Origin of the sequence: Enterobacter sp. YSU (assembly GCF_016082135.1) — a bacterium.
Classification (GTDB): domain Bacteria; phylum Pseudomonadota; class Gammaproteobacteria; order Enterobacterales; family Enterobacteriaceae; genus Enterobacter; species Enterobacter hormaechei_C.
Genome location: NZ_CP059487.1, coordinates 1,823,647 through 1,847,923, shown reverse-complemented (window position 1 = coordinate 1,847,923; position 24,277 = coordinate 1,823,647). Strand labels below are relative to the sequence as shown.

The window sequence follows — 24,277 nt, the reverse complement described above, 5'->3', positions numbered from 1 at the left end:
TTTGATGCTCAATGAATTAAACTTCGTAATGAATTACGTGTTCACTCGTTGAGACTTGGTATTCATTTAGTGTCCGAAGACAGTAAGAATCCATGTCACTTTGAGTGCCCACACAGATTGTCTGATAAATTGTTAAAGAGCAGTGCCGCTTCGTTTTCGCTGCGGCGCGGGGTGTGCATATTACGCTTTCCCGCTTCAGAGTCAAGCGTTTGTTTTGCTTTTCTCTGCTGACCCGGCGGCTTGCGTGCCGTTGTTCCGTGTCAGTGGAGGCGCATTATAGGGAGTTCTTCTGAAGTGACAAGCACTAAATACAAAAAACTTTTCGTTCGCTCACTTTTCAAACTCAACGCTTATTTATCCCGCGCATCGTCCGTTAAACGCGCAATTTCACGGGCAAAACTGGCGACCTGGGCCCAGTCGGTATAAACCACTTCTTTACGCGTATCCGTTTCCCCGCCCGTCATTTTCATGATCAGGCGGATCATAAAGCGGTCATACCAGCGGTAACGCGGGTAACGCAGCGCGCCAGCAAAGACAGAACAGATATCGGGCTGCCATGGCGAACTTAGCAAAAACTTGCGCGTATAGCTGTTGGTCTGCGGCGTACGCTTCTCCGCTTTACGGGCAACCAGGTTGACCGAGTAAAACGCGCCAGGCAGCTGAGAGAGCTCCGCCGTATGCTTTTTCACAAAGCGATCCAGCGCCGGATGGAAATGGCCGTAACGAATTGAAGCGCCAATGACCACGCGGTCGTAATCTTGCCAGGCAATCTGCTCTGTGCGATTCAGGTTCACCACATCAGAATAAATGCCCAGCTCTTTGAGTTCAGAAGCCAGATATGAAGCAATCTCACGCGTTTGTCCGTCACGCGTTGAGAAAAGAATTAACGTTTTCACCAATGTCTCCTTACTCACGCCAGAATGTTGGGGTAAACAGCACCAGCAGCGTAAAGACCTCAAGACGCCCAAACAGCATATTGGCGATTAAGATCCACTTCGCCACCGGGTTCATACTGGCGAAGTTATCCGCCACGACGCCCAGCCCCGGCCCCAGGTTATTTAACGTTGCCACCACAGAGGCGAAGGCAGAGAAATCATCCACGCCCGTGGCGATAATCGCCAGCATACTGACAATAAAGACCAGTGCATAAGCGGAGAAGAATCCCCACACCGCTTCGAGGATGCGCTCCGGCAGCGCGCGGTTCCCCAGCTTAATACTGTAAACCGCATTCGGGTGGACCAGACGTTTCAACTCACGGTTCCCCTGCTTGAACAGCAGCAGAATGCGGATCACCTTCAGACCGCCGCCCGTTGACCCGGCGCAACCGCCGATAAACGCAGAGCACAACAGCAGCACCGGCAGGAACAGTGGCCAACGCGCAATACTGTCCGTGGTGAAACCAGCGGTTGTCGCCATCGATACCACCTGGAAGAAGGCCTGGTTCAGGGTCGTGACCGCCGAGTTATAAACATCGTGGAACCACAGTACCAGGGTACAGATAACCACCAGGGTCAGCTGGACGCCAATAAACATCCGGAATTCCGGGTCGCGCCAGTACACCTTCAGGCTCCGTCCGCTAAGCAACGAGAAGTGTAGACCGTAGTTACAGCCTGAGATCAGCAAAAAGATGGCAATGATGGTATTGATTGTCGGGCTGTCGAAGTAGCCGACGCTGGCATCGTGGGTGGAGAACCCGCCGATAGCAATAGTCGCAAAGCTATGCCCAATGGCATCAAACGCAGGCATCCCGGCAAACCACAGCGCCAGCGCGCAGGCCACCGTCAGCAGGACATAGATAAGCCACAGGGTTTTCGCCGTCTCCGCAATACGCGGGCGCATCTTGTTATCTTTCAGCGGGCCGGGCATCTCCGCCCGGTAAAGCTGCATCCCCCCGACGCCCAGAATCGGCAGGATAGCTACCGCCAGGACGATGATCCCCATACCGCCGAACCACTGGAGCATCTGCCGGTAAAAGAGAATCGCATGCGGGAGCGAATCCAGCCCCACCAGCGTGGTAGCCCCGGTGGTCGTTAATCCGGAGAACGATTCAAAAAACGCATCCGTGACGGTGAGATTCGGTTGTTCGGAGAAGATAAACGGCAGCGCACCCACGCTTCCCAGTACCGTCCAGAACAGGACCACAATCAGAAACCCCTCCCGGGATTTCAGTTCACCTTTCTCACGGCGGTTTGGCCACCACAGCAGGGAGCCAATCGTCAGCGCGACAAAAAAGGTTTGCGTAAATGCACGCCCCGCGCCGTCCCGGTAGATGAGCGCCACCAGTCCGGGAATGATCATTGTCCCGGAGAAAAGTATGACCAGCAATCCAACGATTCGGGTAATGGCACGAAAATGCATCTCTGCCGCTTCCTTAGGTATTCAAAATTGTGAGGTGGGGATTATTCTTCAATCGGCAGTAATTGCAATGAACCGCGACTAAAATCAGCGAGTTTTGCTGAAAAAGCAGCCAGTTCCGCCTGAGGAAGCGCCACGCGTAATTGCACCATTGCCTGATAATCACTGTGTGCGATGACACCGTTAAACTGTTTAAGCAGTGCTTCGATACCCGATAGCTGGGCGTAATCGCATAACAAAGTATATTCCGTAAGTGGCGTTTTGCGGGTTGTTATCAGCAGATTAAGCGCTTGCTGGACACCACCTCCGTAGGCTTTAACCAGCCCTCCGGTGCCTAACAAAATGCCCCCGTAGTAGCGGACAACAACGGCGGTGATTTCACCCACGCCGCTGCCCATCAACTGGGATAGCATCGGTTTTCCGGCCGTACCCGCCGGTTCACCGTCGTCAGAAAACCCGAGCTGCTGTGAGTCGTCTGGCGGCCCTGCGACCCACGCCACACAGTGATGGCGGGCATCGGGGTGCTGCGCGCGGACGGACTCGACGAACGCCTTCGCCGCCTCCACGCCGTCGGTATGCGCCAGCAGCGTGATAAAGCGGCTTTTCTTGATTTCCTCAACAAAGGTGACCGGCTCGGCCGGTATCAGCCAGCTTTCCATCAGGCCAGCTTCAGATCTCGCGTCATGTTCTCAATGCTGTTCTCGTGAATAACCACGTTATCCTCGATACGAATACCGCCATACGGCTTCAGCGCTTCAATTTTCTCCCAGTTGAAGTGCTTGCTGAATTGCCCTTCGCGCCACGGCGCCAGCAGGGATTCAATAAAGTAGATGCCCGGCTCGATGGTCAATACCATACGCGGCGCCAGAACGCGGGTGCAGCGCAGATAAGGATATTTAGACGGTGCCGCCAGGTGCGTACCGGTATCATCCTGCATAAAGCCCGCGACGTCATGAACCTGCAAACCCAGCGGGTGACCGATACCATGCGGCATAAATGGCCCGGTCAGATCGTTCTCAACCATCGCCTCTTCGCTCATGTCTTTGACAATCTGATGCTTACGCAGCAGTTTAGCGATACGCTGATGGAACTGGATGTGATAATCCAAGTAGCTGGTTCCGGCCTTCATGGTGCCAATCAGCGCCAGCTGTTCGTCGTTCACATCTTTGATCAATTGCGCAAAATCGGTGTCCGCATTCGCCGCCCAGGTACGGGTCAGGTCTGCCGCATAACCATTGTACTCAGCCCCCGCGTCCAGCAGGAAGCTGCGCATCTCAGCCGGAACCTGATGATCAAGTTTGGTGTAGTGCAGAACCGAGGCATGTTCATTCAGCGCCACGATGTTGCTGTACGGCACGTCGGTATCGCGGTGGCCGGTCGCCGTCAGGTAGGCCTGATTAATATCGAACTCGCTCATACCGGACTGGAACGCTTCGTGCGCCGCACGGTGGCCATTCACCGCCGTTTTTTGCGCTTCACGCATGCAGTAAAGTTCGTAGTCGGTCTTGTAGGCGCGATAGTAGTGCAGATAATCCAGCACGCCTTTCGGGTTGAGTTTATCTGCCGGAATATCCAGACCCAGCGCACGCTCAGGAACCGGACCAATGTAGCCGATGTTGCCGCGCGCCGCTGGCAGCTGGCTGCCAATGCCGTCTGCTTTTGGCAGCGCAATCACGTCAATTTCTTCGGTCCAGAATGAGGTCGGCAGCGGCTCCACGTTGTGCCAGTAATCGACCGGCAGGTAGAACCACAGTTTCGGCTTGTTCACGCCATCCACCAGCAGCCAGCAATTTGGAACCTGCGTGACAGGCACCCAGGCTTTAAACTGCGGGTTAACCTTGAAGGGATAAGCATGGTCATCAAGAAAAGTATTCATCAGCTCGCCGGAGTGGATCAGCAGGGCATCCAGCTTGAAGCGGGCCAGTACATCGCGGGTACGTTCCTGTAGGGTAACGATATGATTTTTATAAAGCGAAGCCAGTGAGTCCATCATTCTTCCTTTCGTTTTATTGACCTCAAGTCATCGCATCTTAGCACACCTCACTGCGGCTGCGTGATTTCCACCGACCGTGATCAGCGCAGCAATTTCTTAATGACTAATTTGCATTTTATTAACATAAATTCCACACTCCGTTTCATCTGGTATGACCAGATCCAATTGCTGGATTCAGGAGACCGACATGCTCTACAAAGGCGACACCCTGTACGTAGACTGGCTGGAAGATGGCATTGCCGAACTGGTGTTCGATGCCCCCGGCTCAGTGAACAAGCTTGATACCGCGACGGTGGCCAGTCTTGGCCAGGCGCTGGATGTACTTGAAAAGCAATCAGATTTGAAAGGGCTGCTGCTGCGCTCCAACAAAGCGGCCTTTATCGTTGGCGCGGATATCACCGAATTCCTGTCGCTGTTCCTGGTGCCCGAAGAACAGCTGAGCCAGTGGCTGCAATTTGCCAACAGCGTTTTTAATCGTCTGGAAGATCTGCCTGTCCCGACCCTTTCCGCCGTTAACGGCTACGCGCTGGGCGGTGGCTGCGAGTGCGTGCTGGCGACCGACTACCGTCTGGCGACGCCGGACCTGCGCATCGGCCTGCCGGAAACCAAGCTGGGCATCATGCCGGGCTTTGGCGGTTCCGTGCGTATGCCGCGCATGCTGGGTGCCGACAGCGCGCTGGAGATCATTGCCGCGGGTAAAGATGTCGGCGCAGAACAGGCGCAGAAAATCGGCCTGGTGGACGGCGTGGTTAAGCCTGAAAAACTGGTTGAAGGCGCTGTCGCCATTCTGCGTCAGGCGATTAACGGCGATCTCGACTGGAAAGCCAAACGTCAGCCAAAGCTGGAGCCATTAAAGCTCAGCAAAATTGAAGCCACCATGAGCTTCACCATCGCCAAAGGCATGGTGATGCAGACGGCGGGTAAACACTACCCGGCGCCGATCACGGCGGTGAAAACCATTGAAGCGGCAGCCCGTCTGGGCCGTGATGACGCTCTGAAGCTTGAAAACCAGAGCTTTGTCCCGCTGGCGCACACCAACGAAGCCCGCGCGCTGGTTGGTATCTTCCTTAACGATCAGTTCGTGAAAGGCAAAGCCAAACAACTCACCAAAAACGTTGAAACGCCAAAACACGCGGCGGTACTCGGCGCGGGCATTATGGGGGGCGGCATCGCCTATCAGTCTGCCTGGAAAGGCGTGCCGGTGGTGATGAAGGACATCAACGAGAAATCCCTGACGTTGGGCATGACCGAAGCGGCCAAGCTGCTGAATAAACAGCTTGAGCGCGGCAAAATTGATGGTCTGAAGCTTGCAGGCGTGATCTCCACCATCCAGCCAGTGCTGGAATACAGCGGTTTCGACCGTGTGGACGTGGTGGTTGAAGCGGTCGTCGAGAACCCGAAAGTGAAAAAAGCGGTGCTGGCCGAAACCGAAGACAAGGTGCGTCCGGAAACCGTGCTGGCCTCTAACACCTCCACCATTCCTATCAGCGAACTGGCGAGCGTGCTGAAGCGTCCGGAAAACTTCTGCGGGATGCACTTCTTTAACCCGGTGCACCGCATGCCGCTGGTCGAAGTGATCCGAGGGGAAAAAACCTCCGACGAAACCATCGCCAAAGTGGTGGCGTGGGCGAGCAAGATGGGCAAAACGCCGATCGTGGTTAACGACTGCCCGGGCTTCTTCGTTAACCGCGTGCTGTTCCCGTACTTCGCCGGCTTCAGCCAGCTTCTGCGCGACGGCGCAGACTTCCGCAAAATCGACAAAGTGATGGAAAAACATTTCGGCTGGCCGATGGGCCCGGCGTATCTGCTGGACGTTGTCGGCATCGACACTGCCCATCACGCGCAGGCGGTGATGGCGGCGGGCTTCCCGCAGCGCATGCAGAAAGATTATCGCGACGCCATTGACGCCCTGTTCGACGCCAACCGCTTTGGTCAGAAAAACGGTCTGGGCTTCTGGCGCTATAAAGAAGACAGCAAAGGCAAACCGAAAAAAGAAGAAGATCCGGCGGTGGATGGCCTGCTGGCCGACGTCAGTCAGCCGAAACGCGACTTCACTGACGATGAGATCATCGCCCGGATGATGATCCCGATGATCAACGAAGTGGTGCGCTGCCTCGAAGAAGGCATTATCGCCAGCCCGGCAGAAGCGGATATGGCGCTGGTGTACGGCCTCGGCTTCCCTCCGTTCCACGGAGGCGCGTTCCGCTGGCTGGATACGCTCGGCAGCGCCCGCTATCTCGATATGGCTCAGCAGTACCAGCACCTCGGCCCGTTTTATGAGGTGCCGGAAGGGCTGCGTAACAAAGCGCGCCATAACGAACCCTACTACCCAGCAGTTGAGCCAGCCCGTCCGGTTGGCGAACTGAAAACGGCTTAAGGAGTCACAATGGAAAAGGTTGTCATTGTTGATGCGATTCGCACCCCGATGGGCCGTTCAAAAGGCGGTGCGTTCCGTAACGTGCGCGCGGAAGACCTCTCCGCGCATCTGATGCGTAGCCTGCTGGCGCGTAACCCGGCGCTGGACCCAGCAGCGCTGGACGATATCTACTGGGGCTGCGTGCAGCAGACGCTGGAGCAGGGCTTCAACATTGCCCGTAACGCGTCCCTGCTGGCGGAGATCCCGCATTCGGTTCCGGCCGTCACCGTCAACCGTCTTTGCGGTTCGTCGATGCAGGCGCTGCACGACGCGGCGCGGATGATCATGACCGGCGATGCGCAGGCCTGTCTGGTGGGCGGCGTGGAGCATATGGGCCACGTGCCGATGAGCCACGGGGTCGATTTCCATCCTGGCATGAGCCGCAACGTGGCGAAAGCCGCCGGTATGATGGGCCTGACCGCCGAGATGCTCTCCCGTCTGCACGGCATCAGCCGTGAGATGCAGGATGCGTTTGCCGCACGCTCGCATGCCCGCGCCTGGGCCGCCACGCAGTCTGGTGCCTTTAAGAATGAGATCATCCCAACCGGCGGTCACGACGCAGACGGCGTACTGAAGCAGTTCAGCTACGACGAAGTTATCCGCCCGGAAACCACGGTCGAAGCGCTTTCTACCCTGCGTCCGGCGTTTGATCCGGTCACCGGTACGGTAACGGCGGGCACCTCGTCTGCCCTGTCCGACGGTGCCGCCGCGATGCTGGTAATGAGCGAAAGCCGCGCCCGCGAATTAGGCCTGACGCCACGCGCCCGCGTGCGTTCGATGGCGGTCGTGGGCTGCGATCCTTCCATCATGGGTTACGGTCCGGTTCCGGCGTCAAAACTGGCGCTGAAAAAAGCGGGGCTGAGCGCAAGTGATATCGACCTCTTTGAGATGAACGAAGCGTTCGCCGCGCAGATCCTGCCGTGCATTAAAGATCTGGGGCTGATAGATCAGATCGACGAGAAGATTAACCTCAACGGCGGCGCGATAGCCCTCGGTCACCCGCTGGGCTGCTCCGGGGCGCGTATCAGTACCACGCTGATTAACCTGATGGAACGCAAAGATGCCCAGTTCGGACTGGCAACGATGTGTATCGGGTTGGGTCAGGGGATCGCGACGGTGTTTGAGAGGGTGTAAATAAGGAAAAGTATCTCAAAGCCAATGACGTCAGAACAAGGCGGCAAGCGAGCGAATCCCGATGAGCTTACATTAGTAAGTGATTCGGGTGAACGAGCGCAGCCAACGCAGTTATGGCGCCATTGGCGAAGAGAGACAGTTTAGTTGCCGTTCTTCCCGCCTGTCAGGGGCGGGTTTTTTACGTTATTGCAGCAGCGAAATATCCGCCACGCGCAGGAACAGCTCACGCAGTTTCTCAAGCATCGAGAGACGGTTAATCCGCAGCTCTTTATCTTCCACGTTCACCATCACCTTCTCGAAGAAGGCGTCGATGACGTCACGCAGCTCTGCCAGCTCCACCAGCGCTTCCTGGTAGCGACCTTCCGCGAAATACGGCTCCAGCTTGTCGCGCAGCACCACAACCTGCATCGCCAGAGAAATCTCTTCCGGCTCTTTCAGGGTTGCAGCGTTGACGCGCTCGTTCAGCGTTTCGTCGGATTTCGCGAGGATGTTGGATACACGCTTGTTGGCCGCGGCCAGCGCAGACGCCGCTTCCAGCGTACGGAAGTGGGATACCGCTTTCATACGCGCATCGAAATCTGCCGGACGGGTCGGACGACGCGCCAGCACCGCCTGAATGGTATCAACGGAGTAACCTTCGTCCTGATACCACGCGCGGAAACGACCGAGCATAAAGTCGATAACATCATCCACAACCTTCGCGTTGGTCAGCTTATCGCCGTACAGACGTACCGCTTCTTCGGTCAGCGTTTGCAGATCGAGGTTAAGGTTCTTCTCTACGATGATTCGCAGCACGCCCAGCGCAGCACGACGCAGCGCGAACGGGTCTTTATCGCCTTTCGGATGCTGACCGATACCGAAGATACCCGCCAGGGTGTCCATCTTATCGGCAATCGCCACGGCGCAGGCAACCGGGTTAGACGGCAGATCGTCACCGGCAAAGCGCGGCTGATACTGCTCGTTCAGGGCTACCGCCACGTCTTCCGCTTCGCCATCGTGACGCGCGTAGTGCATACCCATCACGCCCTGAGTGTCGGTAAATTCGAACACCATGTTGGTCATCAGGTCGCACTTGGAGAGCAGGCCCGCACGGGTAGCGTGGTTAACGTCGGCGCCAATTTCACGGGCAATCCAGCCGGACAGCTCCGCGATACGGTCGGTCTTGTCGCGTAGCGTACCCAGTTGCTGCTGGAACAGTACGGTTTGCAGACGCGGCAGGTTGTCTTCCAGACGTTTTTTACGGTCGGTATTGAAGAAGAACTCGGCATCCGCCAGACGCGGACGCACCACTTTCTCGTTACCGGAGATAATCTGGCTCGGATCTTTCGATTCGATGTTCGCCACGAAGATGAAGTTTGGCAGCAGCTTGCCGTCGTTGGCGTAAACCGGGAAGTACTTCTGGTCACCCTTCATGGTGTAAACCAGCGCTTCTGCCGGAACGGCCAGGAATTTCTCTTCGAATTTCGCGGTCAGTACAACTGGCCATTCGACCAGCGAGGTCACCTCTTCCAGCAGGCTGTCGCTCAGATCGGCATTACCGCCAATTTTGCGCGCCGCGTCTTCTGCGTCCGCTTTGATTTTGGCTTTACGCTGTTCGTAGTCAGCAATGACCTTGCCGCGCTCCAGCAGGATCTGCGGGTACTGGTCAGCATTGTCGATAGTGAACTCCGGCTCGCCCATAAAGCGATGGCCGCGGATCACGCGATCGGACGCCACGCCCAGAATGGTCGCCGGGATAACGGTATCGCCCAGCAGCAGGGTCACGGTGTGAACCGGACGCACAAAGTGTACGTCGGACGCGCCCCAGCGCATCAGCTTAGGAATCGGCAATTTTGCCAGCGAGGTCGCGATCATGTCAGGCAGCAGCGCTTCGGCGCTTTCGCCTTTCACATGGGCACGGTACAGCAGCCATTCACCTTTGTCGGTGGTCAGACGCTCAGCCTGATCAACGGTGATGCCGCAGCCGCGCGCCCAGCCTTCTGCCGCTTTGCTCGGCTTGCCTTCCGCGTCGAACGCCTGAGCAATGGCCGGGCCACGTTTTTCAACTTCGCGATCCGGCTGGGACGCCGCCAGGTTTGCCACTTTCAGCGCCAGACGACGCGGCGCAGCAAACCACTCAATTTTACCGTGCGCCAGGCCAGCGTTATCCAGCTCAGCAGTGACGTTCGCAGCGAAAGATTCAGCCAGGCTGCGCAGGGCTTTTGGTGGCAGCTCTTCAGTGCCGATTTCCACCAGGAAAGTTTTCTCAGACATGGCCGCCTCTTATTTGTTTCGGTTGCACATCGGGAAGCCAAGGGCTTCACGGGACGCGTAGTAAGCTTCTGCAACGGCTTTGGTCAGGGTACGAATACGCAGAATGTAGCGCTGACGTTCAGTCACGGAGATCGCTTTGCGGGCATCCAGCAGGTTGAAGCTGTGGGCAGCCTTCAGAATACGCTCGTAGGCAGGCAGCGGCAGCGGAGTCTCCAGCGCCAGCAGCTGCTGGGCTTCTTTCTCGTACTGCTCGAAGCAGGTGAACAGGAAGTCCACGTCCGCGTATTCGAAGTTATAGGTGGATTGCTCCACTTCGTTCTGATGGAACACGTCGCCGTAGGTGGTTTTACCCAGCGGGCCGTCGCTCCAGACCAGGTCGTAAACGCTGTCTACGCCCTGAATGTACATGGCCAGACGTTCCAGACCATAGGTGATTTCGCCGGTAATCGGTTTACATTCCAGACCGCCAACCTGCTGGAAGTAAGTGAACTGGGTCACTTCCATGCCGTTCAGCCACACTTCCCAACCCAGACCCCAGGCACCCAGCGTTGGGTTTTCCCAGTTATCTTCCACGAAACGAATGTCGTGAATGGTTGGATCCATACCCAGCTCTTTCAGTGACCCGAGGTACAGTTCCTGAATGTTGTCGGGTGATGGCTTAATCACCACCTGGAACTGATAGTAGTGCTGCAAACGGTTCGGGTTTTCGCCGTAACGGCCATCGGTCGGACGACGGGATGGCTGCACATAGGCGGTCGCCATTGGCTCTGGCCCTAACGCGCGCAGGCTGGTCATCGGGTGTGAGGTGCCTGCGCCAACTTCCATGTCCAAAGGTTGAACAATGGTGCAGCCCTGACGAGCCCAGTAATCCTGTAAGGTCAGGATCAGGCCCTGGAAGGTCTTGGTATCAAACTTTTGCATAGTATTTCGTGCTGGATACGTGTGGTTTTAAATGGAAGGGATCAGTATACCCGCTGGCTGCAAGATATACAGTACGAAACGGGGTTGTTTAGGGAAAATTGGGGAATAAGCCCTACAGCCAGAACCTGCGAAGGCTCTGGTTGCTGCTTATACGAGCAATTTAACGCATTGAGAGATGTAAAAACTGGCCGTCTGCATCAAAAGAGCAGACAAAGCCCTCTTTACGCGCCGTATAGCCTTTCAGTTCATAGCTGCCCTGAAAGCGCTCGAAGCCGTTTATATAAATTTTCTGTGCTTCGGAATTATAGCGGTGAGCCGCCTGATCCCTGCACAGCTGTTCCATATTCAGGGAACGCTCCGGGCTCATTTTCCCCTGCTGCGCTTTTTGGACAGGTATCTCCTCAGAAGCACTGCATCCTGTTAATAAGAGCAGCAGAAAGAGTGACACCCCACGCTTCATCATCATTTTTATTACCGCCCTGGTCAGTGGCTGTTATTTTTAGTAGCAACACGTTTATAGATTAAAGTCCGTCATTCTGCGAATCTCGCCAGCTCCCTACAAGTTAGCCTGGCTAAACTCAGAATTTTCCAAGGGAAAAGTTTTACACAATCGCAGTCACACTTTTTTTATCAGGAATACAGAGGAACTGATGCAGTCAAAAATTAACTGGATTGATAACCTGCGGGGAATAGCCTGTCTGATGGTGGTGATGATCCACACAACGACCTGGTATGTCACGAACGCGCACAGTATCAGCCCTGTTAACTGGGATGTCGCCAATATTCTGAACTCGGCCTCCCGCGTGAGCGTCCCGCTGTTCTTTATGATTTCCGGTTTTCTCTTTTTTGGCGAGCGTAGCGCGCAGCCAAGACATTTCATCCGTATTGTCTCCTGTCTGCTGTTTTACAGCGCCATTTCGCTGCTCTATATCATCCTGTTCACTTCAATTAACGCTGAACGTTCCCTGCTCAATTTGTTGCAAAAACCGGTGTTCTATCATCTGTGGTTTTTCTTCGCGATAATCGTTATCTATCTGGTGTCACCGTTAATTCAGGTAAAAAACGTCAGCGGTAAAATGCTGCTGGCCTTGATGGTAATAATCGGGATCGTGGCCAACCCGAATACCGTTTCACAGAAAATTGATGGCTTTGAATGGCTGCCCGTTAACCTTTATATCACCGGAGATACGTTTTATTACGTGCTGTACGGCATGCTGGGGCGCGCCATTGGCATGATGGAGACGCAAAAGCGAGGAATAAACTGGCTATGCGCGGCCGCGTTTCTCGTCGGTGTGTTTATTATCTCTCGCGGGACGCTGCATGAGCTGCAATGGCGCGGCAACTTTGCCGATACCTGGTATCTCTACTGCGGGCCGATGGTCTTTATCTGCGCGATCTCTCTGCTGACGCTGGTTAAAAACACCCTGAATGCCCGCCCGCTTCCGGTGCTGGGGTTTATCTCTCGCCACTCGCTGGGCATTTACGGTTTTCACGCGCTGGTGATCCACGCCCTGCGCACCCGCGGCGTTGAGCTTAAAAGCTGGCCGGTGCTGGATATTGTCTGGATATTTACCGTTACGCTGGTTGTCAGCCTGCTGCTGTCAATGTTGCTGCAAAGAATCGATACGCGCAGGTTTGTAAGCTAACCCGGTTGAAGGCTGGTAGGCCGGGTAAGCGTTAGCGCCACCCGGCTCCTGTTTATGACATTAGCGGCAAAAGCTGCTGATAGATTTTGCGGAACACGTCTCGTCTTTCAGCATAGCGAGCATGATTTTTCGCATCAGGACGATGCTGCCGTTCAAGCGGCAGCTGGGGCAAAAGCTGGTGCAGTGGTTTATCCGGGTTCAGCGCAATTTGCGCCAGCCGTGCCGCACCGAGCGCCGGGCCGACATCGCCTCCCGTACGATAGTCCAGCTGCAACCCGCTGATATCGGAAAGCATTTGCCGCCAGTAGCTGCTTCGTGCACCGCCGCCAATTAACGTAATGCTGGATGGCGTCAGTCCACAGTCATGCACGACATCCATTCCGTCCGCCAGAGCATAGCCAACGCCTTTAAGCACCGCGCGCGCAAGCTCTGCCGGGCCGTGCTGATGGGTAAGACCGAAGAACACCCCTTTCGCTTCCGGGTTGTTATGCGGCGTCCGCTCGCCGGAAAGGTACGGTAAAAACCAAACCGCACCGGCATTATCATCTGCCTGCTGTGCCGCTGTGATAAGCGCCGGGACGTCCGCCATTCCGGTTAGCTTTGCCGCCCAGTCGAGGCAGGAAGCCGCGCTCAGCATCACCGACATCAAATGCCATTTACCCGGCAACGCGTGGCAGAAGCTGTGTACGGCGCTTCCAGGGTTGCTACGATACCCGTCACTGACGGCAAAATAGACGCCGGAGGTACCGAGTGAGAGCATGGCCTGCCCTGCCTCGACCATCCCCACGCCGACCGCACCCGCCGCATTATCGCCGCCGCCGGCAACGACAGGTACGGCTGGCATGTTCCAGCGTTCAGCAACAGAAGGCTGTAAAGCCCCCGTGATTTCACTGCCTTCAAACAGCGCAGGCATATGGTCGCGCGTCAGCTGGCAGGCATCCAGCATCGCCTCGCTCCAGTCCCGTTTCGCCACGTCGAGCCACATCGTGCCCGCGGCGTCAGACATGTCGCTGGCAAAATCCCCCGTCATGCGAAAACGCAGGTAGTCTTTCGGCAACAGAACCTTCGCCACCTGACGAAAAATCTCAGGCTCATGGCGCTGCACCCACAGGAGTTTTGGCGCGGTAAAACCGGGCATCATCAGGTTGCCCGTAATTTCACGGGATGCAGGCACACGCTCCTCAAGGATCGCGCACTCTTCCGCACAGCGGCCATCGTTCCAGAGAATAGCCGGGCGCAGAACGCGATGCTGACTATCCAGCAACGTTGCGCCATGCATTTGCCCGGCAATGCCCAGCGCTTTCACGTCGCGCAGGCTATGCTGCTCGCCTAAGGCTTTCATCGCACGCTCTGTCGCCTGCCACCACTGCTCCGGATCTTGTTCCGACCAAAGCGGATACGGACGTGAAACCTGCAACTTTTCAGTCTGCGTGGCTAATACATCGCCCTGCTCGCTTAACAGGATGGCTTTCACCCCCGACGTGCCAAGATCGATCCCGATATACATGTGGTGGCTCCTTTGACGAAAATGCCCGGTGGCGCTGCGCTTACCGGGCCTGGATGCTGTTATTTATCGAACAGGTAGTGATTGACCAGGTTTTCCAGCAGCTCCTGATGGCCGCTCTGATGCTGCGGCGCAAGCTGATGCTGTTCAGCGTACTTCGCGATCTCCGCAAGCGATAACTGACCTTTCAAAATTTGCTGGCCCAGCTCACTGTTCCAGCCGCTGTAGCGCTTCGCCACGCGCTTATCCAGCTCACCGTCTTCAATCATACGGGCCGCTACTTTCAGCGCCAGCGCCATGGTGTCCATCGCGCCAATATGCCCGTAGAACAGATCGTATTTGTCGGTGCTCTGGCGACGCACTTTGGCGTCGAAGTTCAGGCCGCCGGTGGTGAAACCGCCCGCTTTGATGATCTCGTACATCACCAGCGCATTCTCTTCCACGCTGTTCGGGAACTGGTCGGTATCCCAGCCCAGCTGTGGATCACCACGGTTAGCATCGACAGAGCCGAAGATGCCCAGCGCAATCGCAGAGGCAATTTCGTGATGGAACGAGTGGCCCGCCAGGGTAGCGTGGTTAGCCTCAATATTCACTTTGATCTCTTTTTCCAGACCAAACTGCTTCAGGAAGCCATACACGGTGGCGACATCATAATCATACTGATGCTTGGTTGGCTCCTGTGGTTTTGGCTCAATCAGCAGCGTGCCGCGGAAACCGATTTTGTGTTTGTGGTCCACAACCATCTGCATAAAGCGACCAATCTGCTCACGCTCCTGACGCAGGTCGGTATTCAGCAGCGTTTCATAGCCTTCACGACCGCCCCAGAGTACATAGTTCTCACCGCCCAGCTGATGCGTGGCGTTCATCGCGGTCACAACCTGGGTTGCCGCCCAGCTGAAGACTTCCGGGTCCGGGTTGGTTGCCGCGCCCGCGCCATAGCGAGGGTTGGTAAAGCAGTTAGCCGTACCCCAGAGCAGCTTGACGCCGCTTTGCTGCTGTTTTTCAGCCAGTACGTCGACCATCTGCGCGAAATTGTTCAGATACTCTTTCAGCGATGCCCCTTCCGGCGACACGTCCACATCGTGGAAACAGTAGTACGGCACGTTCAGCTTATGGAAGAACTCGAACGCGACGTCGGCTTTACGCTTCGCCAGCTCAATGGCCTCGCCCGGCTGTTGCCATGGACGGTCAAAAGAGCCCACGCCGAACATATCGGCACCGTTCCAGCAGAAGGTGTGCCAGTAGCAGGCGGCAAAGCGCAAGTGATCTTCCATGCGCTTACCCAGCACCAGCTCATCCGGGTTGTAGTGACGAAATGCTAAAGGATTGGTCGTTTTCGTGCCTTCGAAACGAACGCGATCGAGTTGGTCGAAATAAGCTTGCATATTGAGCTCCATAATCAGGGTATGCGGCGTGGTCTTGCTTCTGGAGTAATAGTGAATAGACATTGGAGGTTGCTCAATTACGTTATTTCACACTGCTATTGAGATAATGCGCAATTGTGCGCTGGCTCGCAAAATAATGCGCAGACAAACTATTTTTCGGCGCGCATTCCAGAATCAAATGTAATTAATAGGTTACGCTTTTTAAAATCCGATCGCGGTCATAAATTCAGAAATAAACCAAATATCGTAATGAGAAGATAAAAATCTGTAATTGCCAGCAGGCCCTTCCACGTTAAAAATTTGCTGCGTCTCAGCAGTGAACGTTTCTTTTATCTCAGCTACACATACCCCTACAAAAAGGCCTAATAATTATGAAGATAAAGAACCTGACCCTAACGCTCTGCACTACTCTCCTGCTTGCAAGCTTTGCCGGACACGCCAAAGAGGTCAAAATCGGCATGGCGATTGATGACTTACGCCTGGAGCGCTGGCAAAAAGATCGCGATATCTTTGTTAAAAAAGCGGAATCTCTCGGCGCGGAGGTGTTCGTTCAGTCCGCTAACGGCAACGAAGAGACGCAAATGTCGCAAATCGAGAATATGATCAACCGTGGCGTCGATGTGCTGGTCATTATCCCGTATAACGGCCAGGTATTAAGCAACGTGGTGAAAGAAGCGAAACAGGAAGGGATAAAAGTCCTGGCTTATGACCGCATGATTAATAATGCCGATATTGATTATTATATTTCGTTCGACAATGAAAAGGTGGGCGAATTACAGGCTAAAAGCCTGGTCGCAAAAGTGCCACAAGGGAATTATTTCCTGATGGGCGGCTCGCCTGTGGATAACAACGCCAAACTGTTCCGCCAGGGACAAATGAAAGTGCTGAAGCCGTATATCGACGAGGGCAAAATTAAAGTCGTCGGCGACCAGTGGGCTGACGGTTGGTTACCGGAAAACGCGCTGAAAATTATGGAAAACGCGTTGACCGCAAATAACAACAAAATCGATGCGGTGGTGGCCTCTAACGATGCCACTGCGGGTGGCGCCATTCAGGCGCTGAGCGCGCAGGGTCTGGCCGGGAAAGTCGCTATTTCCGGACAGGACGCCGACCTTGCGGGTGTAAAACGCATCATCGCGGGTACCCAGACCATGACGGTGTATAAGCCCATTACCGAGCTTGCCAATACGGCCGCCGAAATTGCCGTTGAGCTGGGCAATGGCCAGCAACCTAAAGCAGACGCGACGTTAAATAACGGCCTGAAAGACGTACCTGCTCGCCTGCTTACCCCTATCGAAGTCAACAAAGAGAATATTGACGCCACCGTGGTGAAAGACGGTTTCCATAAGAAGAGTGAACTGTAATCCAGCGCAGCCCCTGCCCGGCAGGGGCGCATTGACCTGCCCTGTTCATCTGTTGGGCTATGCGGAGCAGTTATGTCTTATTTACTTGAAATGAAAAGCATCACCAAAGCCTTCGGGGCGGTGAAAGCAGTCGATAACGTAAGCCTGCGGCTGAATCCCGGCGAAGTGATGTCGCTGTGCGGCGAAAATGGCTCGGGAAAATCCACGCTGATGAAAGTGTTGTGCGGGATCTACCCGCACGGCAGCTACGAGGGCGAAATCGTTTTTGCCGGTGAGGTGCTCCAGGCCACGCACATTCGCGATACCGAACGTAAAGGCATCGCTATCATTCACCAGGAGCTGGCGCTGGTGAAGCACCTTACCGTGCTGGAAAATATCTTTCTCGGTGCCGAACTCTCACGCCACGGCGTACTGGATTACGACACCATGACGCTGCGCTGCGAAAAACTGCTGGCTCAGGTGAGCCTGGCTATCTCACCGGATACGCGCGTGGGCGACTTAGGTTTAGGCCAGCAGCAGCTGGTCGAGATCGCCAAGGCGCTGAACAAACAGGTGCGCCTGCTGATCCTCGACGAACCAACCGCCTCACTCACCGAACAGGAAACCGCCGTACTGCTCAATATCATCCGCGATCTGCAAAACCACGGTATCGCCTGCATCTATATTTCGCACAAGCTCAATGAGGTGAAAGCCATTTCCGACACCATCTGCGTCATCCGCGACGGGCAGCACATCGGCACGCGTGAAGCAGAAGGCATGAGCGAGGATGACATCATCACCATGATGGTGGGTCGCGAACTCACCGCGCTGTATCCCAACGAACCGCACACCATCGGCGAAGAGCTCCTGCGCGTGGAAAACCTGACGGCGTGGCATCCCGTTAACCGCCATATCAAGCGCGTGGATAACCTCTCCTTCTCGCTGCACCGCGGCGAAATTCTCGGCATTGCGGGTTTAGTGGGTGCGGGAAGAACCGAGGCCGTGCAGTGTCTCTTTGGCGTCTGGCCGGGGCGCTGGGAAGGCAAAATTTATATCGACGGTCAGCCGGTAAAAATCGACAACTGCCAGCAGGCTATTGCTAAGGGCATTGCCATGGTGCCAGAAGATCGCAAAAAAGACGGCATCGTGCCGGTAATGGCGGTGGGAAAAAATATCACGCTGGCGGCGCTCAGCCAGTTTTCCGGCGCGCTGAGCAGCCTGGATGATGCCGCAGAACAGCAGTGTATTCTCCAGTCGCTTGCCCGGCTTAAGGTGAAAACCTCCTCGCCGGAGCTGGCGATAGGACGCCTGAGCGGCGGCAACCAGCAGAAAGCGATTCTGGCGCGCTGCCTGCTGCTTAATCCGCGCATTTTAATTCTGGACGAACCCACCCGCGGGATCGATATCGGCGCGAAGTATGAAATCTACAAGCTGATCAACCAGCTTGTGCAGCAAGGGATTGCCGTCATTGTTATCTCGTCCGAATTGCCTGAAGTGCTGGGGCTGAGCGACCGCGTGCTGGTCATGCATGAAGGGAAACTCAAAGCCAACCTGAACAACCAGAACCTGACGCAAGAGCAGGTGATGGAAGCTGCCTTAAGGAGCGAACGCCATGTCGAAAAGCAACCCGTCTGATATCAAAGTCGCTGTTCCGACGCCCGGTGCGTTCGCAGGACTTAAATCGCTGAATCTGCAAGTTTTTGTAATGATTGCCGCCATTATCGTGATCATGTTGTTCTTTACCTGGATGACCGATGGCTCCTATTTGAGCGCACGTAACGTCTCTAACCTGCTGCGTCAGACCGCCATCACCGGGATCCTGGCGGTGGGGATGGTCTTTGTGATTATCTCAGCGGAAATTGACCTGTCGGTAGGGTCGATGATGGGTCTGCTCGGCGGCGTGGCGGCAATTTTTGACGTCTGGCTCGGCTGGCCGCTGCCGCTGACGATTGCGGTCACGCTGGTGCTGGGTCTGCTGCTGGGGGCGTGGAATGGCTGGTGGGTGGCCTACCGTAAGGTCCCGTCGTTTATCGTCACCTTAGCGGGGATGCTGGCCTTCCGCGGCATTCTGATTGGGATCACCAACGGCACCACCGTCTCCCCGACCAGCGCCTCGATGTCCCAGATTGGCCAAAGCTACCTCTCTGATGGCGTCGGTTTTACGATCGGCGTGATTGGGCTGATGGCGTTTGTCGTGTGGCAATGGCGAGGACGCATGCGTCGCCAGGCGCTGGGGCTGGCCTCGCCTGCCTCAACCTCGGTTGTCGGCCGTCAGGCGCTTACTGCGGTGATTGTGCTGGGGGCCATCTGGCTGTTAAACGATTATCGCGGTGTCCCAACGCCCGTTCTGCTGCTGGCGCTGTTGCTGTTAGGTGGGATGTTTATGGCCACACGTACCGCATTCGGTCGCCGTATTTATGCCATCGGCGGCAATCTGGAAGCCGCGCGTTTATCTGGTATCAACGTAGAACGCACCAAACTCGCCGTCTTTGCCATCAACGGCCTGATGGTAGCCATCGCGGGGCTGATCCTCAGTTCGCGACTGGGGGCGGGCTCCCCGTCTGCGGGTAACATTGCCGAGCTGGACGCCATCGCCGCCTGCGTGATTGGCGGGACCAGCCTCGCCGGGGGCATTGGCAGCGTGGCGGGGGCGGTGATGGGCGCATTTATTATGGCTTCGCTGGATAACGGGATGAGTATGATGGACGTGCCGACGTTTTGGCAGTATATCGTCAAGGGTGCCATTCTTTTGCTGGCAGTCTGGATGGACTCTGCCACCAAGCGGCGCGCCTGATAACACTATCGTGACTAATTTGGGAAATGAGCCATGTTTGAAAAGCGTCACCGCATTACGTTGTTATTCAATGCCAACAAAGCCTATGACCGGCAGGTGGTTGAAGGGGTTGGCGAATATTTGCAGGCGTCGCAATCCGAATGGGATATTTTCATCGAAGAAGATTTTCGTACCCGTCTGGAGAACATCAAAGACTGGCTGGGAGACGGGGTCATCGCTGACTTTGACGACCCCGTGATTGAACAGTTGCTGAGTGGCGTCGACGTGCCTATCGTGGGCGTTGGCGGCTCTTACCATACACCGGAACATTACCCCCCCGTTCACTACATCGCCACGGATAACCATGCTCTGGTCGAGACCGCCTTCCTCCATTTAAAGGAGAAAGGCGTACATCGTTTTGCGTTTTACGGATTGCCCGCCACCAGCGGAAAGCGCTGGGCGATGGAGCGTGAATATGCCTTCTGCCAGCTGGTTGCCCAGGAGAAGTATCGCGGCGTCGTTTATCAGGGGCTGGAAACCGCGCCAGAAAACTGGCAGCACGCACAAAATCGCCTGGCTGACTGGCTGCAAACTCTGCCACCCCAGACAGGGATTATCGCCGTGACGGACGCCCGCGCCCGCCACGTATTACAGGTGTGCGAACATTTGCATATTCCGGTGCCTGAAAAGCTGTGCGTGATTGGTATTGATAACGAAGAGCTTACGCGCTATCTGTCGCGCGTGGCGCTCTCATCCGTGGCTCAGGGTACCCGTCAGATGGGCTATCAGGCCGCAAAGCTGCTGCACAGACTGTTAGCCAACGAATCCCTGCCGCTCCAGCGTCTGCTGGTTCCGCCCGTTCGCGTGGTCGAGCGTCGCTCAACTGACTACCGCTCCTTAAACGATCCGGCCGTGATTCAGGCGATGCACTACATTCGCAATCATGCCTGCAAAGGGATTAAGGTCGATCAGGTGCTCGATTCGGTCGGCATTTCACGTTCGAATCTGGAGAAGCGGTTCAAAGAGGAAGTCGGTGAGACGATTCACGCCGTGATCCATGCGGAAAAGCTGGAGAAAGCGCGCAGTCTGCTGATCTCCACCTCGCTGTCGATCAACGAGATTTCACAGATGTGCGGCTATCCGTCGCTTCAGTATTTCTATTCGGTGTTCAGAAAAGAGTATGACACCACGCCGAAGGAGTACCGGGAACGGTACAGTGAAGTCCTGCTCTAGAAAAAAGAACGCCTTCCAGTGGAAGGCGTTTTTCATTACATATGTGCGGCAATCAGACGCTGGTTATCCTGGTACATGGAGAACAGGTAATTGTTATAACGCTGTCCCTGAGTGGAATAACCTTTCAGCTTGTGGATCATCGCCGTAGCCGTTACTTCCTGATCCGCCTTACGCAGCTGAGCGCGTGACTTACGGAACGAGGAGTAGGCCGGGTGGGTGTTCAGGTTCACCACATAGGCATTCACGGAATCTTTCACCGATTCAAACTGTGAATAGCCTTTCACCTTGCCGGGTGCATTAGTACAACGACCTTTTGCGCATTTCATGCCAAACAGATTGTTGTTGTTGCGCGCCAGCTTCGAGGTGCCCCAACCGCTTTCGGCGGCGGCCATTGTCGCGACCATACTGCCTGGAATAATGTCCACACGCTCTAACAGAGTGTTCCACGGCACACGACGCGTGTTCCCGCTCCACTTCACTTTATAGCGTTTGGCGATGTCTTTCAGGCGAGTGCGCTCAGACGGCGACCAGCGGCTATCGTACTGTTTGGAGATCAGCCAGTTACGATCCGCAGTAATCGCGGCATTTTGACTTTTAATGTAAGGCATTACCGTCCGGAGAAACGCTTTTTTCCTTGGTGTCCCGGAAGGGTATTTTCGCAAATCAGGAAGTGAACTACTCTTTGCACTATTGCGAGAATACTCTTGTTTACTGCTAACCTTACTGCTTGTCGTCTTTAAGACGTGGGCTTTCTTACTCGTTGTATCCGCGTGCGTCTTTGCAAGCACCTCACCTGAAAATGCCATGGTGAGTAACATGAGTATCGCGGCCCCATATCGTCGAATGGGAGTCGATATCATTAGGTCTCCTGGTCGGATATAAACATTCCAACACCTTATTTTCTTCAAAAATTTGAGAGCGGAATCTCAAATCATACCAAAAATAGTCCTCAAGAGCACGTATACAAATAGTCCAATTCCGAAACTATGTCATCCGGAACATGCTCATTAAATCACCAGCACTGGAAAAATGTGCGCGATATCGCAGATAACTGCCTAATTTTGCGCGGGATCACTCATCCCTTCGCGTCCTCCTGGCAGAAAGCCTCAGAGGAGGAGTTTTTCCCCTGAGCCGAGTGGCACACTGGTCAAAAATGCCGCGACAGGAAAATGGAATGAAACGCACTGCATTAGCTGTTCTGATGTTACCCGCATTCGCGCATGCCGACTGGTCATCGCCGGGATTTAACGCGTTTAGCGCTGAAGGTACCGGCGTCTTTACCAGCCAGGCAACGCTTGCGAAGGGTACCCGCCCGCTGACGTTGAGTCTTGATAACGCGTGCTGGCAGCCGACAGGTGCCATTAAACTCAACGAGATGCTGTCGCTCAAACCCTGCGAAGGGACCCCACCGCAGTGGCGGTTATTCCGTGACGGCGTTTATCAGATGCGTATTGATACGCGCTCGGGAACGCCGACGCTGATGTTGACGGTACAAAGTGCGGCGCCACAGCCTGTCGCAAACGTTACCCGCCAGTGCCCGAAGTGGGACGGCAAACCGCTCACGATCGATGTCGTTAACACCTTTCCGGAAGGCACGGTGGTGCGTGATTTTTACAGCAAACAGACCGCGACCGTTCAAAACGGCAAAGTAATTCTTCAGCCAGCCGCCAACAGCAATGGTCTGCTACTGCTTGAGCGCGCCGAGACGGACAAACCCGCGCCGTTCAGCTGGCAAAACGCCACCGTCTATTTCGTGCTGACCGATCGCTTCGTGAATGGCGACCCCACCAACGACAACAGCTATGGCCGCCATAAAGACGGTATGCAGGAGATTGGTACTTTCCACGGCGGCGATCTGAAAGGGCTTACCAGCAAACTGGATTACCTTCAGCAGCTGGGCGTGAATGCGCTCTGGATAAGCTCGCCGCTGGAGCAGATCCACGGCTGGGTTGGCGGCGGCACCAAAGGGGATTTCCCCCACTACGCCTATCACGGCTATTACACTCAGGACTGGACGAAACTCGACGCCAACATGGGCAGCGAAGATGATTTACGCCAGCTTGTCGACGACGCGCACAGGCGTGGTATCCGCGTCCTGTTTGACATTGTCATGAACCACGCGGGTTATGCGACGCTTGCAGATATGCAGGAGTATCAGTTTGGCGCGCTCTATTTGCAGGGCGATGAGCTGAAAAAAACCCTCGGCGAGCGCTGGACTGACTGGAAGCCAGGCGCCGGTCAAAGCTGGCACAGCTTCAACGATTACATCAACTTCAGTGACAAAGCCGCATGGGAAAAATGGTGGGGTAAAAAATGGATCCGTACCGATATCGGTGATTATGACAACCCGGGCTTTGACGATCTGACCATGTCGCTGGCCTTCCTGCCGGATCTGAAAACGGAATCTAAGATCCCGTCAGGTTTGCCGAACTTTTATCAACACAAGCCCGACACCAACGCGAAAGTGATGACGAATTTCACGCCGCGAGATTACCTGACCCACTGGCTCAGCCAGTGGGTACGTGACTACGGCATCGACGGCTTCCGGGTCGATACCGCTAAGCACGTTGAGCCTGAAGCCTGGCAGCAACTGAAAAACCAGGCCAGCCAGGCGCTGGCCGCGTGGAAAGCCGCCAACCCGGACAAAAAACTCGACAATGCGCCATTCTGGATGACCGGTGAATCCTGGGGCCACGGCGTGATGCAGAGCGATTATTACCGCCACGGCTTCGATGCGATGATCAACTTTGACTATCAGGAGCAGGCGGCGAAAGCGGTGGACTGTCTGGCCGATATGGATTTGACCTGGCAGCAAATGGCAGAAAAGCTGCAAAGTTTTAATGTGCTGAGCTATCTCTCCTCCCATGATACGCGTCTGTTCCGTGAAGGGGGCCAGCGCGCCGCTGAGTTACTGCTACTGGCACCGGGAAGCGTCCAGATCTATTACGGCGATGAATCAGAGCGTCCATTCGGCCCGACGGGCTCCGATCCGCTACAGGGAACCCGTTCGGATATGAACTGGCAGGACGTCACGGGTAAACAGGCGTTAACTGTCGCCCACTGGCAGCTTCTGGGGCAGTTCCGCGCCCGTCATCCGGCGGTGGGTGAAGGCAAGCAAACAACGCTGTCAATGAAAGAGGGCTACGGCTTTGTGCGCGAGCACAAGGGCGATAAGGTGATGGTGGTGTGGGCGGGTAATCAATAGACCCCCTCACCCTAACCCTCTCCCCAGGGGCTGAGGGATCCCCAGTAATTTGAAAGCAAAAGCTATAACGTTGCCTCAGAATAACTGAGGGCTTTCAGCGATGCCTCGGTCCGGCT

General features: G+C 55.4%; 18 protein-coding genes. 8 read left to right on the top strand and 10 right to left on the bottom strand.

All coding sequences use genetic code 11. The features are described from left to right. Positions 1–350 precede the first annotated feature (350 nt). The 4 genes from hemG to pepQ are packed head-to-tail and all read right to left on the bottom strand — an operon-like array spanning position 351 to position 4,345. Positions 351–896, bottom strand: a complete 546-nt coding sequence (gene hemG, locus H2Z33_RS08880; protein ID WP_032669011.1) for a menaquinone-dependent protoporphyrinogen IX dehydrogenase — start codon at positions 894–896, stop codon at positions 351–353. Between the two features lie 10 nt (positions 897–906). Continuing rightward, complete coding sequence (trkH, locus tag H2Z33_RS08875) at positions 907–2,358, bottom strand: Trk system potassium transporter TrkH (RefSeq protein WP_006808591.1); 1,452 nt, start codon at positions 2,356–2,358, stop codon at positions 907–909. 41 nt (positions 2,359–2,399) lie between these two features. Then, positions 2,400–3,014, bottom strand: coding sequence for an IMPACT family protein (locus tag H2Z33_RS08870; RefSeq protein ID WP_015572737.1), 615 nt, complete (start codon positions 3,012–3,014; stop codon positions 2,400–2,402). Continuing rightward, positions 3,014–4,345 carry a Xaa-Pro dipeptidase gene (gene pepQ / locus H2Z33_RS08865; RefSeq protein ID WP_063135496.1) on the bottom strand — a complete coding sequence of 444 codons (1,332 nt, stop codon included), beginning with the start codon at positions 4,343–4,345 and terminating at the stop codon, positions 3,014–3,016. Before pepQ ends, H2Z33_RS08870 begins: the two co-directional genes overlap by 1 nt. A 190-nt stretch (positions 4,346–4,535) precedes the next feature. Between pepQ and fadB the strand changes: the two genes are divergently transcribed. Next, entirely contained in the window at positions 4,536–6,725 is a 2,190-nt protein-coding gene (gene fadB / locus H2Z33_RS08860; protein WP_063135495.1) for a fatty acid oxidation complex subunit alpha FadB, read from the top strand. 9 nt (positions 6,726–6,734) lie between these two features. After that, entirely contained in the window at positions 6,735–7,898 is a 1,164-nt protein-coding gene (gene fadA, locus H2Z33_RS08855) for an acetyl-CoA C-acyltransferase FadA (protein WP_023295589.1), read from the top strand. Between the two features lie 183 nt (positions 7,899–8,081). Here fadA and glyS read toward each other — a convergent pair whose 3' ends face one another. From glyS to H2Z33_RS08840, 3 genes are all read right to left on the bottom strand, one after another. Beyond that, on the bottom strand, positions 8,082–10,151 hold the full coding sequence (gene glyS, locus H2Z33_RS08850) for a glycine--tRNA ligase subunit beta (RefSeq protein ID WP_006808596.1): 2,070 nt from the start codon (positions 10,149–10,151) through the stop codon (positions 8,082–8,084). Positions 10,152–10,160: 9 nt separating this feature from the next. Beyond that, positions 10,161–11,072, bottom strand: coding sequence for a glycine--tRNA ligase subunit alpha (gene glyQ / locus H2Z33_RS08845; RefSeq protein WP_003860141.1), 912 nt, complete (start codon positions 11,070–11,072; stop codon positions 10,161–10,163). Between the two features lie 160 nt (positions 11,073–11,232). Beyond that, on the bottom strand, positions 11,233–11,538 hold the full coding sequence (locus H2Z33_RS08840) for a YsaB family lipoprotein (RefSeq protein ID WP_063135494.1): 306 nt from the start codon (positions 11,536–11,538) through the stop codon (positions 11,233–11,235). Between the two features lie 184 nt (positions 11,539–11,722). On the opposite strand from H2Z33_RS08840, the gene H2Z33_RS08835 reads away from it, so the two are divergent. Beyond that, positions 11,723–12,718: an acyltransferase gene (locus H2Z33_RS08835; protein ID WP_023304607.1), complete on the top strand. Its 996-nt coding sequence runs from the start codon at positions 11,723–11,725 to the stop codon at positions 12,716–12,718. A gap of 52 nt (positions 12,719–12,770) precedes the next feature. Here H2Z33_RS08835 and xylB read toward each other — a convergent pair whose 3' ends face one another. Together xylB and xylA are read right to left on the bottom strand one after the other, a co-directional pair. After that, the gene (xylB, locus tag H2Z33_RS08830; protein ID WP_063135493.1) at positions 12,771–14,225 is read right to left on the bottom strand and encodes a xylulokinase; all 1,455 of its coding nucleotides are present in this window, start codon (positions 14,223–14,225) and stop codon (positions 12,771–12,773) included. A 59-nt stretch (positions 14,226–14,284) separates the two neighbouring features. Continuing rightward, positions 14,285–15,607, bottom strand: coding sequence for a xylose isomerase (gene xylA / locus H2Z33_RS08825; RefSeq protein ID WP_026080557.1), 1,323 nt, complete (start codon positions 15,605–15,607; stop codon positions 14,285–14,287). 371 nt (positions 15,608–15,978) lie between these two features. On the opposite strand from xylA, the gene xylF reads away from it, so the two are divergent. The 4 genes from xylF to xylR all read left to right on the top strand — a co-directional run bounded on the left by xylF (position 15,979) and on the right by xylR (position 20,956). Next, positions 15,979–16,971 (top strand): D-xylose ABC transporter substrate-binding protein, encoded by a 993-nt coding sequence (gene xylF, locus H2Z33_RS08820; RefSeq protein ID WP_006808602.1) that lies wholly within the window; start codon positions 15,979–15,981, stop codon positions 16,969–16,971. Between the two features lie 72 nt (positions 16,972–17,043). Continuing rightward, positions 17,044–18,585 (top strand): xylose ABC transporter ATP-binding protein, encoded by a 1,542-nt coding sequence (locus tag H2Z33_RS08815; RefSeq protein ID WP_015572746.1) that lies wholly within the window; start codon positions 17,044–17,046, stop codon positions 18,583–18,585. Then, positions 18,563–19,744: a xylose ABC transporter permease XylH gene (xylH, locus tag H2Z33_RS08810; protein ID WP_063135492.1), complete on the top strand. Its 1,182-nt coding sequence runs from the start codon at positions 18,563–18,565 to the stop codon at positions 19,742–19,744. Before H2Z33_RS08815 ends, xylH begins: the two co-directional genes overlap by 23 nt. A gap of 33 nt (positions 19,745–19,777) precedes the next feature. Beyond that, a complete protein-coding gene (xylR, locus tag H2Z33_RS08805; RefSeq protein ID WP_032620462.1) occupies positions 19,778–20,956 on the top strand; it encodes a D-xylose utilization transcriptional activator XylR in 1,179 nt (392 codons plus the stop codon). 35 nt (positions 20,957–20,991) lie between these two features. On the opposite strand, the gene H2Z33_RS08800 is transcribed toward xylR, so the two are convergent. Then, positions 20,992–21,816: a protein bax gene (locus H2Z33_RS08800; protein ID WP_071964006.1), complete on the bottom strand. Its 825-nt coding sequence runs from the start codon at positions 21,814–21,816 to the stop codon at positions 20,992–20,994. Between the two features lie 314 nt (positions 21,817–22,130). Here H2Z33_RS08800 and H2Z33_RS08795 point away from each other — a divergent pair, with 314 nt between their 5' ends. Continuing rightward, entirely contained in the window at positions 22,131–24,161 is a 2,031-nt protein-coding gene (locus H2Z33_RS08795) for an alpha-amylase (protein WP_015572748.1), read from the top strand. Positions 24,162–24,277 lie beyond the last annotated feature (116 nt).

Coding starts and splice junctions, on each gene's coding strand:
- xylB (WP_063135493.1), bottom strand. CDS start 14,225: ATGTATATCGGGATCGATCTTGGCACGTCGGGGGTGAAAGCCATCCTG.
- xylR (WP_032620462.1), top strand. CDS start 19,778: ATGTTTGAAAAGCGTCACCGCATTACGTTGTTATTCAATGCCAACAAA.
- H2Z33_RS08835 (WP_023304607.1), top strand. CDS start 11,723: ATGCAGTCAAAAATTAACTGGATTGATAACCTGCGGGGAATAGCCTGT.
- H2Z33_RS08840 (WP_063135494.1), bottom strand. CDS start 11,538: ATGATGATGAAGCGTGGGGTGTCACTCTTTCTGCTGCTCTTATTAACA.
- trkH (WP_006808591.1), bottom strand. CDS start 2,358: ATGCATTTTCGTGCCATTACCCGAATCGTTGGATTGCTGGTCATACTT.
- H2Z33_RS08800 (WP_071964006.1), bottom strand. CDS start 21,816: ATGATATCGACTCCCATTCGACGATATGGGGCCGCGATACTCATGTTA.
- glyS (WP_006808596.1), bottom strand. CDS start 10,151: ATGTCTGAGAAAACTTTCCTGGTGGAAATCGGCACTGAAGAGCTGCCA.
- fadA (WP_023295589.1), top strand. CDS start 6,735: ATGGAAAAGGTTGTCATTGTTGATGCGATTCGCACCCCGATGGGCCGT.
- fadB (WP_063135495.1), top strand. CDS start 4,536: ATGCTCTACAAAGGCGACACCCTGTACGTAGACTGGCTGGAAGATGGC.
- pepQ (WP_063135496.1), bottom strand. CDS start 4,345: ATGGACTCACTGGCTTCGCTTTATAAAAATCATATCGTTACCCTACAG.
- H2Z33_RS08870 (WP_015572737.1), bottom strand. CDS start 3,014: ATGGAAAGCTGGCTGATACCGGCCGAGCCGGTCACCTTTGTTGAGGAA.
- xylF (WP_006808602.1), top strand. CDS start 15,979: ATGAAGATAAAGAACCTGACCCTAACGCTCTGCACTACTCTCCTGCTT.
- xylH (WP_063135492.1), top strand. CDS start 18,563: ATGTCGAAAAGCAACCCGTCTGATATCAAAGTCGCTGTTCCGACGCCC.
- H2Z33_RS08815 (WP_015572746.1), top strand. CDS start 17,044: ATGTCTTATTTACTTGAAATGAAAAGCATCACCAAAGCCTTCGGGGCG.
- xylA (WP_026080557.1), bottom strand. CDS start 15,607: ATGCAAGCTTATTTCGACCAACTCGATCGCGTTCGTTTCGAAGGCACG.
- H2Z33_RS08795 (WP_015572748.1), top strand. CDS start 22,131: ATGAAACGCACTGCATTAGCTGTTCTGATGTTACCCGCATTCGCGCAT.
- glyQ (WP_003860141.1), bottom strand. CDS start 11,072: ATGCAAAAGTTTGATACCAAGACCTTCCAGGGCCTGATCCTGACCTTA.